Here is a 15936-nt window from a genome sequence, read left to right as displayed (position 1 = left end):
TTCAATTTAAATAATGCAGTTTTTCTTTTTTATAATTTTCTTTGTCCCTCCATTTGTTATAGTTATTGTAAACAAAAAAAGAGCTATTGTTTTTGATAGCTCTTTTTCGTGATATTTATTATTTCTAAATTAGTCTATAGCCATTATCCATGCATCTGTAAACTTCGTATCAGATTTTAATTGCATTAAATATTTTTGAGCTTCATCTTTATTAGAAAATGATTCAATATACAACCTTGATTTTCCACTTCCTTCCAAAATTTTTATATCATTTTCTATACCTGCATTTTTTAAATATTGAAGTTGTTTTTCTGCAGCTTTTTTAGATACTAATGTAGCAATAACTACTATATACTGTTTCTTTTTAACTGATACGTTAGTAATCTCATCCGATGGCGCATTTTCCACTGAAACCTGACTGCTACCATCCGTAAATGTATCGTCATTTTGAATGGTTGAATTTTCATTTAAAGTGAATTCAGGCAATTTGTCTACATTATTTTCTACATGATCAAATAATTCTGATGAAACAATCCCTGCATAATTTGTATCACTTTCTATATTTGTTATGGGAGTTGAGATCATCATCAACACAATGATAATGGCTGCAGCTGCCACAATACGACGCACTATCCGACGATTTACAGGGATGTAAATAATGTCAGAACTCTGTTTCTTGTTTTTATTTGTTTTCGGAAGTTCTTCTTGGTATATATATTCTTTTAACGGCAAAATATTAAGAGCTGTAAGGCCAAATGTTTCTGGATAAAGGGATGTATCTCTCTTATTATCAATAAAAGATATTGTTCCATTCTCATCCATCGAAATATGCCCTAGCTCACCTAAAGAATACAACGTTTTAGGTGATGCTTTAAGCTGCTTTTTTAATTGAAATATTTCTTCCTTTATAAAAGACAAAGCCTGCTCATAATTAATATTTTCTTTAAGCATAATGGTATTTATGAGCAAACCATCGTTATGGTTAAGATTTGTATTGAATACTATATTTTTTGATGGAGGTAAAATTTCTTTATGGTCTGTAGAAAACGACGCACATCGGTATTGATTTACAAAACCTCCAAAATCCGGAACAATAACACAATCATGTTCCGCCAATAAATATTCAATATAATTACTTAACTCAAGCATATTACAAATGTATGCTATTTTAGGTTTATACGAAATAGTACAATAGAGTAAAAAGAAAGTTTTAATCCTTTTTTAACAAATTAGGTACGTTATTCGTGTTCTTTTAAAATTGTTTCTGCACTTTCTTTGTCAAAACCAAGAGATATAGCTTTTTCTAAGTCTTTTGCTGCATCCTCTTTTTCATACCTGGCAAGTTTTACTTTTGCTCTTAATACATATATTAGAGGGTCTTTAGGGTCAAGTTCCAAAGCTTTGGCAATATCTTTATCTGCATCATTCAATTTTCGGCTATAATAATATGCTTCTCCCCGACTGATATATAGTTGAGCCTGATTAGGATTAAATTTTATTACTTGTCCATAGAGGTCTATAGCTTCCTTGTAATAGTGTCGGCACTTCATTAATGCAGCTAAACCGAGCCGTGCATTCGAACTAGTTGGATTTAATTTAACTAATTGTTCAAAGTCTTTTCTACATGCTGAAGTATCACCTTTTTCTAATCTGATAAGACCTCGTAAGTATAAAGATTCTTCTTCATTTTCATCTAACAAAAGGATTTGATTATAATCTTGCAACGCTTCTTCAATTCTGTTCATTTCAGAAAGCAATGCAGCTCTGTTTTTTAATAATGTTACAGAGCGAGGGGTAATCATAAGCCCATTATTGTACGATTTTAACGCCTCTTCTTTTTTCCCGAGGTTTCGCTGTATAGTTCCGAGGTTTGATAATAACAAAGCATTTTGAGCATTTCCCGGGTCGCTCTTTAGAGCTTTTAATATCGCTTCTTCTGCTCCTGTCCAGTCTTCGTTTTTTATACATTCAAAAGATTTATCTACCCATTCATTGCGACTTTGGGAAAATATATTTAACGAAAAAAATACCAGAATGATTGAAAACAAATGTCGGTTCATAGTGTTTAAATTATATTATATAATCGCTTACAAAGGTATTTATAATTGTAGTAATCATTTAGAGAAGATAAAAGTTTTTAGGAGATTCATATTTGTTATGATATAAATTTAAGTAAGTTTGTACGTTTAAGGTTCTAATTTATTATTTTTTATATGAACAGTAAATTCCAAATAATAGATATATTGTATCTCTTTTTTTCTGTATTCCTTTTTACCGGTTGCCAGAAAGAAAATTTTGTTGTGGAGGCCCCTGTAGACCGTACAGTCCTTGTATATATGCTTGCAAATAATAATTTATCGGAATATGCAAATCAGAATATTGAACTAATGCTCTCAGCTGCCTCTAAAGGAGCTCTAAATGGAGGAAATCTAATAGTTTATCTTGATGATAAGAAAGGAAATTCCCAGCTAATCAGAATAACTCAATCCAAAGAATATAAGGTTATAAAGAAGTATGGAGAGCGCAATTCTGCCAATAGTATGGTTCTAAAGGAAGTTATTGAAGATATGATGTCAATGTACCCGGCCAAAGATTATGGTTTGATATTTTGGGGACATGGTAGTGGTTGGATGGAAGGTACTACGTCTCAGACAATGTACAATTTACAAAAGCGGAATTTATCAGGGTTACCATTGACTCGTGCATATGGAGTAGATGGTAATTACTGGATGAATATCGATGATTTAGTAGAAGGAATACCGGATAATACGTTTCATTTTATCTTATTTGATGTTTGCTATATGGCAGGCATTGAGACGGCTTACGCACTTCGAAATAAAACTGAATTTTTGATAGCTTCTGCTACAGAGGTAATGGGAAATGGATACCCATATGACTTAATAATCCCCCATATATATCGTAATTCTTTAGTTTTAGAAAACATATGTGAAAGTTTTTATCATTATTATACCCAGCAAACTTATCCTTATGCTTCAGTCAGTCTAATACATAGTGAAAGTTTAGATTCATTGGCTCGAGTTGTAAAAAAAATAAGAAATATATATAAAGAAAAATACTTATTACCAGATCGTACATCTATACAACAATTTGGAAGAAATGAATTCAATAATAAATTTTTCGACATGAACGATTTCATCTCAAATGTTGTTCCTACTGACAGTGAAGAATATAAGGAGTTCTCTAATCAATTACAATTAGCAATTCCTTATGTTAACTATACAAATAGTTTTTTTGAAATCGCCCTCGAAAAATATTGCGGGCTCAGTATATATATTCCTCTTCCAAATGAAAAAAATGACTTTTATGACAATTTAGAGTGGAGTAAAGCTATAAACAATTAACTCTATTATTTAAACTCACAAAATATCTATCTATGTTCTTATTACAAATACCTTCAATTCCTATTCCAACGGCAGATACAACAAAAGTCTCGTCGTTTTTTGAGAAGTTATCCCATGCTTCTAATATGGGCGTTCAGCAATTCATGGAACAAATGATTAGCGGTTTGATTCATGGGATCATAAAGATATTGATTGCAGCTATCATCTTTTGGATAGGCCGTTGGTTGATAAAAAAAATAAAATATATTGTTACCAATATTTTAGAACGAAGGCATGTAGAGCCTTCGTTAAAAACATTTTTACTTAGTCTTATCAATATAACATTAATGTTGATATTATTAGTAATAATTGTCAGCATTTTGGGTGTGAATACTTCGTCTTTTGTAGCACTATTTGCTTCTGCCGGTATTGCTGTAGGGATGGCATTAAGCGGAACTTTACAAAATTTTGCGGGAGGAGTGATGGTGCTGCTGTTTAAACCATACAAGGTCGGCGATTATATTGAGGCTCAAGGACAGAGTGGTACCGTAAAGGAAATACAAATTTTTAATACGGTATTGAATACGCCAGACAATAAAACAATTATTGTTCCTAATGGAGGATTGTCTACCGGAATTATTAACAATTATTCGAAAGAAACCCGCCGACGTGTTGATTGGGTCTTCGGCATTGCCTATGGTAATAATTATGACCATGCTAAAGATGTATTAAAAAGACTATTAGACAGCGATGAAAGAATTTTAAAAATTCCTGAGTATTTGATTGTCTTATCCAGTTTAGGAGATAGTTCCGTAAATATTACGGTTCGGGCTTGGGTACCATCATCAGAATATTGGAATGTATTTTTCAGTATGAATGAGCGTGTATATAAAGAATTTGAAAAAGAAGGAATAAATATACCTTTTCCTCAGATGGATGTACATCTTTTTTCGACAAACGAAGAATAATTGTTTGTATATTTTATTTAACCGGCAAAAGAAAAGAAAGATCTTTTGTCGGCTTTTTTATTTTTTATATAAAAATGGAGTCTGTTTATTGAACAGATTTTATACCTTTACACCTGCTCAAAAAGAATTTGGAAAGATATCATATAATTATATTGAGACTTTCCGTTATATACATGACACAAAATAAATCGGTTAAAGAGTAAATAAAATCGGATTGTGTCGCGTCTCTTCCGCTTTATGCAGAAGATAAGATCAGATAAAAATAAAAAAACATATAAATGATAAGTAAATGGAATTACTTACCCCTTACATTAGAACAAGAAGAAATAAAGATGAGATTAGCCCGGGAGTTGTCGATAAGCCCCTCGCTATGCGAACTCTTGGTTCAGCGGGGGGTAACTTCTACAATAGAAGCTAAGAAATTTTTTCGACCTCAGTTGTCTGACCTGTATGATCCATTTTTGCTGAATGATATGGACAAAGCGGTGGAACGATTGAATAAGGCAATGGGACGGAAAGAAAAAATTATGATTTATGGTGATTATGATGTGGATGGGACGACTGCGGTCGCATTAGTTTACAAATTCCTTCGAAACTTTTATTCGAGTATGGAATATTATATCCCCGATAGGTACGATGAGGGATATGGTATCTCGATAAAAAGTATAGATTATGCATATGCGAATGGCATATCTTTAGTTATAGTATTGGATTGTGGTATTAAAGCTGTTGAAAAAATTGCATATGCAAAGGCTAAAGGGATAGACTTTATTATATGTGACCATCATATGCCAGATGATGAATTACCTGATGCTGTTGCCGTACTCGATCCTAAACGTCTTGATTCTACTTATCCATACCAACATTTGTCTGGTTGTGGTGTCGGTTTTAAGTTCATGCAGGGTTTTGCCATGAGCAATGGTATGAACATAAAAAAAATGCTGTTTCCCCTACTCGACCTTATGGCTGTCAGCATTGCTTCTGATATCGTACCTATAACTGATGAAAATCGTATTTTAGCTTTTCATGGATTGAAACAGCTCAATTCAAACCCAAGTGTAGGTCTACAAGGTATTATCAATGTCTGTGGTCTAAAAGATCGGGAGATAACTATCAGCGATATTGTGTTTAAAATAGGCCCTCGAATCAATGCTTCTGGTAGGATGCAGTCGGGACAGGAAGCTGTAGACTTGTTGATTAGTAAAGATTATGCACGTGCTCAGGAAAAAAGTGAGAGTATAAATCAGTATAATGAAGACCGCAAAGAACTAGATAAAAAAATAACAGAAGAAGCCAATGCCAGTTTAGAAAAATGTCCAGATTTTGACATTCGGAAATCTATCGTTATATATAATGCCGAATGGCATAAAGGAATTATTGGTATTGTTGCATCTCGTCTGACCGAACTCTATTATCGTCCGGCTGTAGTGTTAACCTATTCAAATGGATTGGTTACAGGTTCAGCACGTTCTGTACAGGGATTTGACATTTATAAGGCAATAGAATCGTGTCGTGATTTATTAGAAAATTTTGGAGGCCACACTTATGCTGCAGGTTTATCTTTAAAAGAGGAAAATATCCCAGCTTTCATCGAACGCTTCGAAAAGCATGTAGCCGAGAATATCCTTCCGACGCAAATGTCTCCACAGCTCGATATTGATACCATTCTCGATTTTAAAGAAATAACTCCATCATTTTTCAAAACGTTGAAACAGTTCAATCCTTTTGGCCCAGGAAATACGAAACCTGTTTTTTGCACTCGTAATGTATACGATTATGGCACAAGCCGATTGGTAGGCCGGGATTTAGAACATTTGAAGTTGGAGATGGTAGATAGCCGCTCGGAAAATATTATGAATGGTATAGCATTCGGCAAGCGAGAGCACCATCAATATATAAAGGAACATAAACCTTTTGATATTTGTTATACATTAGAGGAAAATAATCATAATGGAAATTCTTCAATTCAATTAATGATTAAAGATATCCGCCCTTCTTTGTAATAAATTGTAGAAATGTATAATCAGGAATAAATGTATAAATTGTGTATATTTATTCCTGATTATACATTTTAGTTGCATTATTTATAAATATTTATTTTTTTCATGTTAAATTTGTTCGATTTTGTATTCATTTTTGAACAATTTGTTTTTATCTTTGTGGAAAATATTTATAGAAATGCAATTTGATATAGATTTGATAGAAAAAGTATATTCATCTTTTTCAGAAAGAGTTGACTTCGCTCGTTCATTTTTAGGCCGTCCAATGACATATGCTGAAAAAATTCTTTATGTACATCTTTATGACAAAAAAGAATTGGGTAGTTATGTACGAGGAATAGATTATGTAAATTTTGCACCGGATAGGGTTGCCATGCAGGATGCTACAGCACAAATGGCTTTATTGCAATTTATGATTGCAGGGAAAAATAGAGTTGCTGTACCATCTTCCGTACATTGTGATCATTTAATACAAGCAGATGTTAATGCAGAAACTGACATAAAAACAGCTCTGAATACAAATAGGGAGGTTTATAGTTTTCTCCAATCTGTATCCAGCAAATATGGCATTGATTTTTGGAAACCGGGAGCTGGAATTATCCATCAAGTAGTCCTTGAAAATTATGCTTTTCCGGGAGGAATGATGGTCGGAACCGATTCGCATACACCCAATGCTGGAGGTTTAGGAATGCTTGCTATTGGAGTTGGAGGGGCAGACGCTGTTGATGTTATGACCGCTATCCCTTGGGAATTGAAAATGCCTAAATTGATTGGTGTAAAACTTAGTGGTAGACTGAAAGGCTGGACTTCCCCAAAAGATGTAATCTTGAAATTAGCAGGAATCTTGACAGTAAAAGGAGGAACCAATGCCATAATAGAATATTTTGGAGAAGGTGCAGAGTCTATCTCAGCAACGGGAAAAGCTACTATTTGTAATATGGGAGCTGAGGTTGGTGCAACAACTTCAATTTTTCCTTATGATGATAATATGTCAGAATACTTAATTGCGACAGGACGAAAGGATGTTGCAAAAGCTGCGTCTGCTATCAAGTCATATCTGAAAGCTGATGATGAAATCATGGCTGAACCGGAAAAATATTTTGATAGGTTGATTGAAATTAATTTGTCAGAACTTGAGCCCTATATTAATGGACCTTTTACGCCTGATGCAGCTCAGCCCATTTCGGAATTTGCCCGTATTGTTAAAGAAAAAGGATACCCTCAGAAAATGGAGGTAGGTCTTATTGGGTCTTGTACCAACTCTTCATATCAAGATATGAGTAGAGCAGCCTCGGTGGCACGACAGGCCGCAGCAAAAGGGCTAACTGTCAATGCCGAATTTATTGTGAACCCGGGTTCCGAACAAGTCCGGTATACAGCAGAAAGGGACGGTATCATTTCAGATTTTAAATCTATTGGTGGTGTTATTATGACCAACGCTTGTGGCCCATGTATAGGACAATGGAAGAGACATACAGAAAATCCCGAGAGGAAAAATTCAATATTGACATCTTTTAATCGAAATTTTGCTAAAAGAGCAGATGGAAATCCCAATACACATGCCTTTATAGCATCTCCAGAAATTGTTACAGCTTTGACTATTGCCGGAGATTTATGTTTTAATCCTCTGACCGATACATTGAAAAATAAAAATGGTAAAGAAGTAAAATTGGATGAGCCTTATGGTGACAATTTACCGATAAAAGGTTTTGACGTCAAGGACTCCGGGTATATAGCACCGAAAAATGACGGAAAAGGGATAACAATAGACATATCTCCTGACTCGGAAAGATTACAAGTTTTAAATCCCTTCCCTGTACCTTTGCCTACAGATTTTGTCAATATGCCATTATTGATAAAGGTATCGGGCAAATGTACTACAGATCATATTTCTATGGCGGGACCTTGGTTAAAATATAGAGGTCATTTGGAAAATATATCCGGAAATATGTTGATGGGTGCAGTGAATGCATTCAATGGAAAAACAAACTCTGTATTAAACGTCCTGAATGGTAGTTACGACAAAGTCTCGGAAGTAGCCAAGACCTATAAAGCTCAGGGTATATTTTCAGTTGTAATAGCAGAAGAAAATTACGGTGAAGGGTCATCTCGTGAACATGCGGCTTTAGAACCTCGTTTTTTAAATGTAAAGGCGATTATAAGCAAGTCTTTTGCCAGAATACACGAAACAAATCTTAAGAAACAAGGAATGCTGGCTCTTACATTCGTTGATAAGTCGGATTATGATAAAATATGCGAGTCCGATACTATGACGATTAAAGGGCTGGATACATTTGCTCCAGGCAAAAATTTGTTTATAGAGGTCTCTCACAAAGATGGAACTAAAGAGCTATTTGAAGTTGCGCATACTTATAATGATTTACAAATAAACTGGTTTAAATCAGGAAGTGCTTTGAATTATTTGTCTCAATTAAAGAAGTAATATGGCAAAGTTAAAAATAAATAACGGAAAACTTTCTGTACCCGATTGTGTAACAATACCTTATATTGAAGGTGATGGTGTAGGTATGGAGATAACCCCTGTAGCCCAAGCTGTTATTGATGCTGCTATAAAAAAGTGTTATGATGGGTACCGAAGTATCGAATGGTTGGAAGTGCTTGCTGGAGAGAAAGCCTTTAATAAAACAGGTTCATGGTTACCTGACGAAACAATGGATACTTTTCGTGAATATCTTGTGGGAATAAAAGGGCCATTGACAACTCCTGTAGGAGGCGGCATACGATCTCTAAATGTTGCATTACGTCAAGAGTTGGATTTATTTGTTTGTTTACGTCCTGTACGTTGGTTTAAGGGTGTTGTCTCACCGATAAAAGAACCTCAGAAAGTAAATATGTATATTTTCCGTGAAAACACAGAAGACATATATGCCGGGATTGAATGGTTACAGGGAACTCCGGAAGTAAAAAAATTACTCCACTTTTTACAAACTGAAATGAATGTAAAGAAAATTCGTTTTCCAGAAACATCATCGTTGGGAGTGAAACCTGTATCAATAGAAGGAAGTGAAAGACTGGTCCGTGCAGCGATAGAGTATGCAATCGCCCACCATCTACCATCTGTAACGTTGGTTCATAAAGGCAATATCATGAAGTTTACTGAGGGTGGATTTAAGTTGTGGGGATATACTATGGCAGAAAGGGAATTTGGCGACCAAATTTTTTCAATGATGCAGTATGAACGCATAAAAAGAGAAAGTGGTGAGTCGGTAGCAGAAAAAGCTTTGTTGGATGCTAAGAAAAAGGGAAAGATTATTATTAAAGATGTGATAGCCGATGCCTTTTTACAAAATACACTGTTGATACCGGAAGAATATTCTGTGATAGCCACTCTCAATCTTAATGGTGATTATATTTCTGATCAATTGGCTGCTATGGTTGGAGGCATTGGCATTGCTCCGGGTGCAAATATCAATTATATTACAGGACATGCTATTTTTGAAGCTACACACGGAACTGCTCCTAATATAGCTGGAAAAAATAAGGTGAATCCTTCTTCTATTCTATTATCTGGTGTCATGATGCTTGAATATTTGGGATGGCAAGAAGCTGCAGACTGTATTGTAAATGCATTAGAATATACATTCGAAACCCATACTGCTACCGCCGATTTGGCTCGTTTTATGAGTAACTCTACCATACTTACGACAACAGAGTTTAAAGACCGGTTAATTGAAAATTTGTGAATGTAGACAAATTAGATGTTTAATTGTGATAATGGCAAAGAATCGATGAAAGATGAATACATGGTTTATAAGCTGTCGGAGTCTATAAAAGAGACTAGCCGGATAGATAATGAATTATTCGTGAAGCACAATGTAAAGCGTGGTTTACGTAATGAAGACCATTCAGGAGTATTAGTCGGATTGACTAAAATCGGAGATGTTGTTGGATATGAACGTCAATCTGATGGATTAAAAGCAATTCCGGGAAAATTGGTGTATCGAGGTATAAGTATTGATGATTTGGTTCAGGGGATTGAGAGTGAAAATCGATTCGGTTTTGAAGAAACTGCATTTCTATTATTATCGGGATACCTTCCAGACAAGGAAGAGCTTGAAGTCTTTACTCGAGTACTGAACCAAGCAATGCCGTTGGAGCAAAAAACGACAATGAATATTCTGGACCTAGAAGGTCATAACATTATGAATATTTTGGCTCGTAGTGTTTTAGAAATGTATACATTCGACCCTAACCCAGACGATACATCAAGAGACAATTTGATGCGTCAGTCGATAGAGCTTATAGCAAAATTCCCGACAATTATTGCTTATGCATATAACATATTGAGACATAGCCAACAAGGTCGTTCTTTACATATCCGCCATCCTAAAGAGAATCTTTCTATTGCAGAAAATTTTTTATTTATGTTAAAAGGTCAATTTACCCCGATGGAAGCAAAGATTCTTGATTTGGCTCTTATGTTACATGCAGATCATGGAGGTGGAAATAATTCAACCTTTACGGTTCGGGTAACCAGTTCGTCAGGAACAGACACTTACTCCTCCATTGCGGCAGGAATCGGATCTCTAAAAGGCCCATTACACGGTGGTGCAAATCTCAGGGTTATTGATATGTTTCATCATTTGCAAGAAGCTATTAGTGACTGGACCGATACAGATGAGATAGACGCTTATTTGACACGAATGCTGAAAAAGGAAGTGTATAATAAAACCGGTAAAATATATGGAATTGGTCATGCAGTATATACGATTTCTGATCCTCGAGCATTATTACTGAAAAAATGGGCTCGAGACTTAGCTAAAGAGAAAGGCCTGGATAAAGAATTTGCTTTTCTTGAATTAATAGAAGAAAGAGCTATCGAGACATTTATGAAATTCAAAGGAAATCAGGTAAAAAAACGAGTATGCGCAAATGTCGATTTTTATTCGGGATTTGTGTATGAGATGATAGGACTTCCCAAGGAGGTTTATACTCCCCTATTTGCTATGTCCCGTATTACTGGATGGACAGCTCATCGTATTGAAGAACTGAATTTTGACAGCAAACGTATTATTCGTCCCGCATATAAAAATGTGGCAGAAAATAAATCTTTTATTCCTCTGGAAAAACGATAATATAAAACTAAAAGGTGTGTCAAAACTAAAATGACCAATCCGAAAAGTTATAGATTGTAACTATAATACCTAAAAAAGGTCGTATCAACCTTCGTTTTGAGTAATGATACGACCTTTTTGTCTTTTAAGGCGCTTAAATTTCAAATTGAAAGTTTATATTTTCAAAAATTAAGTTTTGACACACCCTCTTGCTTTATAAATGATGTATTTACCCTAAACTTATTTCTTTCTTTTGTTTCAATTTTTCTACAAAATCATCTATCCGGTGAAGTTCTTTAGGTATATCTATATTCTGGGGGCAATGAGAATTACATTGTTCGCATCCGATACAGTGGCTTGCTTGCCTGAGCTTAGGTACACTGCGATCATAACCAATTAGAAATGCTCGTCGAGCTTGAAAATAATTTTCATCCTGTAAGCTTTTGGGAACATTACCTGCATTGACACATCGATTATAATGTACAAGAATAGCTGGTATATCTAAACCATAAGGACATGGCATACAATACTTACAATCATTACATGGAATAGTGGGATACTGTAACATTAGCTGGGCCGTTTCCTCTAAAAAATCCATTTCTTCATTTGTTAGAGGTTGTAATGGCGAATAAGTACGCAGGTTGTCTTGTAAATGTTCCATATAAGTCATACCACTCAATACAGTAAGAATATTTGGGTATGATCCGGCAAATCGGAAAGCCCAAGAAGCTACGCTACTATCCGGACGCCTTTGCTTTAATCTGGCTACAAGATTATCGCTTAGATTAGATAAGCGACCTCCCAACAATGGTTCCATAATGATAGCGGGGATATTTCGTTTGGCCAGTTCTCCATATAAATATTCTGCATTTACATTTCTACCAGAAGCATGTCGCCAATCTACATAATTCATTTGAATCTGGACAAAATCCCATTTTATATCCAAAGATAACAAATAATCAAAAACATCAACATAACCATGAAATGACCAACCAAGATTTCTTATACGTCCGGCCTCCTTTTCCTTTTGTAAGAAATCAAGGATTCCATTATTGACATAACGTTCTTTAAAAGTGTCTATGCCACTGCCCCCACCTATTGAATGCAATAAGTAATAATCAATATAATCGACTTGCAACTCTTTAAAAGATTGGTAGTACATAGCAATAGAATTTTCCCGAGTATAGTTCTGAAAATTAGACATTTTAGTTGCAATGAAAAATTTTTCCCTTGGATGTCTTTTCAGGGCAATTCCTGTTGCTTTTTCCGAAAAACCTTGTACATACACAGGTGACGTATCGAAATAGTTTACACCATGAGCAATAGCATAATCAACTAATTCATTTACTGCATCTTGGTCTATTATTTCACCATTTCCATCGGGTGAAGCCTTGAGAGGCCAACGCATACATCCATAACCTAATAAAGAAACTTTGTCTCCAGATAAAGATGTCCGATAGGTCATTTTGTCTGTAGGAATTTCTCCTTGTACCGACGCTTTGCTTGATATAGAATTATTATTTGAAGTACAGCCATAAAGAAGTGCAGCCGATGCAGTACTGGTACCTAAAACTTTAAGGAAATCTCTCCGATTTATTTCTTTTCTCTTTTTCATAAATTCATAATAAAAGTGTTTATACAGTTCTATGCATTTGATGACCTTCGACATAAATAGCGCTAAACGGTCGTGCCGGACAGAGGTTTTCGCATGCTCCACATCCGATACAACGTTCTGTATTTACTATTGGAATTTTGAGAGAATCTGTTGAATTTTGCTCTAAAGGAACCATTTGTATTGCCCCTGTTGGACAATGTCGGGCACAGTTCCCACAGCTTACTTTATCAGTCAGTACGACACAATTTTCCCTAATCCATACAGCATGTCCAATTTGTATTGCTGATTTTTCGGCCAATCCAGAAAGATGGATAGCATCTGTTGGACAGACCTCAGCACATTTGGCACATTCCGGACGACAATATCCTCTTTCATAAGACATTTCCGGCTGCATAAAATTTTGTAGTTTGCTGGAAGGACGTAGTACCTGATTAGGACATACAGATACACATAATTGACAAGCAGTACAATGCTGAGCAAAATGACGAAAATTCTTTGCCCCAGGAGGAATAATAGAGGTCGCTCGTTGAGGAATTTTCTTTTCTTCAATGATTGCCAGCCCTCCATCAACTTTTTTTTCCTGAGCTCTAAGTGCCGTATTTGCCGCAAGCATGGTTGATATGGATAAAAAGGTACGGCGGGCATCGTTTATTTGTTCTGTTGTAACCTGATTATTTTCAGTAAAATTGATTTTTTTTATAGGTCTGGCATATTTTATTGCTCCTTGCTTACATTTTCCAATACAATCCATACATGTGACACATCTGCTGTAGTCGATAGTATGATTCCTTGAATCTATACATGAAGATTTACAATTGCGTGCACAAAGCCCGCAGCTATTACATTTTGATGTATCGATTACAGGTTTGAATATAGAGTACTGTGATATAAATCCCAATATTGTCCCAACAGGACATATCGTATTACAGTAAGTTCTGCCATTTTTCCATGCTAAAATGACAAGAGTTCCCAATGTAATTATGGCTATTATAAAAGTTGAAATGCTTTTGAGCCACATATCTGTTTCATAAAATGTGTAACTGTTAATTCGTTCAGCAAAGTAAGCCAGAAGATTATTTCCCCATTGCCAGAAAGGGGCAATTAGACTGGACGCTATACGGCCATAAGAACTATATGGTGCCAGTAAAGCGACAACCGAGTGTAATCCGATAATTATGGATACTATAAATATTCCTAAAATCCCATACCGCAACCACTTTACAGCGGGAGAATAGCGAAATCTGTTTTTGGTCTTTTTCCCAGCTATCCATGAAATAATGTCTTGAAATATACCAAGTGGACAAATTATTGAACAATATATCCTACCAAACAAAAAAGTTAATAATATAAGAAATATTAAAACTCCAATGTTTAAAGCTAAAAGAGCTGGCAGAAACTGTATTTTTGCCAACCATCCAAACCATGTATGTAATGTTCCTGTAAAATCAAGAAACAGTAAGGTGATGAGAATAAAACATACAATGGCCACTGTTAGTCTGATAGTTCGTAACATAATTTTTATTTATTGTGGTTCGATTAATATCCGGAATTTGCTCTTTCTTTTCGTATAAATTCTATTTCACTAAGAATATCGCTTTACAAAAATAATTGAAAATCTTATATGTTTTGTATATAAGTTACAGAGAATTATACCCATATTACAGGTTCTGTATTAAAGGTACTTTTGTCGGTAATAAAAACTCTATACTTAAATGTCATGTTTCAATTTTGATATCATAGTTTTTTATCTTTCTAATACTACAATTTCTCCAATCTGAGGAATAATTAAATTTAAAGAATCTTTTTGTATCATATTCTGCTCATTTTTTAATGGCTCGTCCCAAGCATGTCGTGCCAGTGCATATTTAGAATGATGAACTGTCATTATTTTTTTTGCTTTTAGGTCTTTCGCTGCTTGAGCCATATACTGGGGCATCAAATGTATGTATTTCCAATCCTCGTTATATTGTCCATTTTCAAGAATAGCAAAATCTATATTAGGGAAACGAGTGCCAATATCTGTATAATGAGTATCATACCCTCCGTCTCCACCGATATATACATTTAAGCAAGGCGTTTCGAGTAAAAACGAAGCCCATAAAGTAGGATTTGGCGTCAATCCTCGACCGGAAAAATGCCGAGTAGGCAAGCAATAAAAAGTAAAATCTTTTTCCAAATTTGCATGCTCCTCCCAATCGAGTTCAATAATACATTCTTTTTTGAATCCCCAATATTCAAAATGCTCCCCTACTCCCAATGGGCAAATTACTTTGTCAATACGCCCCTTCAATTCCATTACAGTTTTGTAGTCAAGATGATCCCAATGATCATGAGTAATAACCAAATAATCTATTTCTGGCATATCCTCCGGTTGATAAATATTTGTACCTTTGAAGGGTTTATTGATAAATGAAACAGGAGATGCTATATGGAAAACAGGATCAACAAGAATTCGCTTACCGCTAATTTGCATTAAATATGATGAGTGACCGAACCAAATTATCATATTTTTGTCGACATCTATATTTTTTAAATCTGTTTTTATTACGGTTAATGGAGTATCTGGCCGTAATTTCTTACTTCTTTTGCCGAAAAGAAATTTCATAAAGCCTTTAAACCGGTTTTCATCGGAAGTCATGACCGGGGTTTCATGTTTGTTATGGAATTCACCGTCGTAATAATGGGGAGAATGTTTGATTCTATCTAAACGTTCACCCTGAGGATTTCTTCCGAAACTGCGTTGATTAACAAATGCAAATACGGTTATTCCTAAAATCAATATTATCAATATACACCACATCATAGTATGGTTTTGGAAGTTAAAAATGTTCATAAATCAAATATCTATTTTAAATATATGCAAATATAATCTGATTTGTTTATCTTGCATTTATACAAATTACAGATATTTATACCGTAATCACATATGTAAGACTG

Annotated in this window: 11 protein-coding genes; 6 read left to right on the top strand and 5 right to left on the bottom strand. The window is 34.9% G+C overall.

The features are described from left to right. Positions 1-129 precede the first annotated feature (129 nt). Positions 130-1149, bottom strand: coding sequence for an HU domain-containing protein (locus BN2628_RS02750; protein ID WP_055095965.1), 1020 nt, complete (start codon positions 1147-1149; stop codon positions 130-132). Between the two features lie 89 nt (positions 1150-1238). Further along, on the bottom strand, positions 1239-2060 hold the full coding sequence (locus BN2628_RS02745) for a tetratricopeptide repeat protein (RefSeq protein ID WP_055095963.1): 822 nt from the start codon (positions 2058-2060) through the stop codon (positions 1239-1241). A gap of 153 nt (positions 2061-2213) precedes the next feature. Here BN2628_RS02745 and BN2628_RS02740 point away from each other — a divergent pair, with 153 nt between their 5' ends. The 6 genes from BN2628_RS02740 (at position 2214) to BN2628_RS02710 (ending at position 11405) form a co-directional block, all read left to right on the top strand. Continuing rightward, positions 2214-3362, top strand: coding sequence for a clostripain-related cysteine peptidase (locus tag BN2628_RS02740; RefSeq protein WP_021930211.1), 1149 nt, complete (start codon positions 2214-2216; stop codon positions 3360-3362). Between the two features lie 32 nt (positions 3363-3394). Further along, positions 3395-4309, top strand: a complete 915-nt coding sequence (locus tag BN2628_RS02735; protein WP_021930212.1) for a mechanosensitive ion channel family protein — start codon at positions 3395-3397, stop codon at positions 4307-4309. Between the two features lie 278 nt (positions 4310-4587). Continuing rightward, the gene (recJ, locus tag BN2628_RS02725) at positions 4588-6312 is read left to right on the top strand and encodes a single-stranded-DNA-specific exonuclease RecJ (protein WP_055095959.1); all 1725 of its coding nucleotides are present in this window, start codon (positions 4588-4590) and stop codon (positions 6310-6312) included. 175 nt (positions 6313-6487) lie between these two features. Continuing rightward, positions 6488-8752 (top strand): aconitate hydratase, encoded by a 2265-nt coding sequence (locus BN2628_RS02720; protein WP_055096287.1) that lies wholly within the window; start codon positions 6488-6490, stop codon positions 8750-8752. Between the two features lies 1 nt (position 8753). Next, positions 8754-10013, top strand: a complete 1260-nt coding sequence (icd, locus tag BN2628_RS02715; protein ID WP_021930215.1) for an NADP-dependent isocitrate dehydrogenase — start codon at positions 8754-8756, stop codon at positions 10011-10013. Between the two features lie 45 nt (positions 10014-10058). Further along, on the top strand, positions 10059-11405 hold the full coding sequence (locus BN2628_RS02710) for a citrate/2-methylcitrate synthase (RefSeq protein WP_021930216.1): 1347 nt from the start codon (positions 10059-10061) through the stop codon (positions 11403-11405). Positions 11406-11613: 208 nt separating this feature from the next. On the opposite strand, the gene BN2628_RS02705 is transcribed toward BN2628_RS02710, so the two are convergent. The 3 genes from BN2628_RS02705 to BN2628_RS02695 all read right to left on the bottom strand — a co-directional run bounded on the left by BN2628_RS02705 (position 11614) and on the right by BN2628_RS02695 (position 15832). Further along, positions 11614-12999 carry an aldo/keto reductase gene (locus tag BN2628_RS02705; RefSeq protein ID WP_021930217.1) on the bottom strand — a complete coding sequence of 462 codons (1386 nt, stop codon included), beginning with the start codon at positions 12997-12999 and terminating at the stop codon, positions 11614-11616. 19 nt (positions 13000-13018) lie between these two features. After that, positions 13019-14512 (bottom strand): 4Fe-4S binding protein, encoded by a 1494-nt coding sequence (locus BN2628_RS02700; protein WP_055095958.1) that lies wholly within the window; start codon positions 14510-14512, stop codon positions 13019-13021. A gap of 231 nt (positions 14513-14743) precedes the next feature. Then, positions 14744-15832 (bottom strand): MBL fold metallo-hydrolase, encoded by a 1089-nt coding sequence (locus BN2628_RS02695; protein WP_055095956.1) that lies wholly within the window; start codon positions 15830-15832, stop codon positions 14744-14746. Positions 15833-15936 lie beyond the last annotated feature (104 nt).

The organism is Gabonia massiliensis, assembly GCF_001403595.1.
Taxonomy (GTDB): domain Bacteria; phylum Bacteroidota; class Bacteroidia; order Bacteroidales; family Coprobacteraceae; genus Coprobacter; species Coprobacter secundus.
This window is presented reverse-complemented; position numbering and strand designations above follow the sequence as displayed.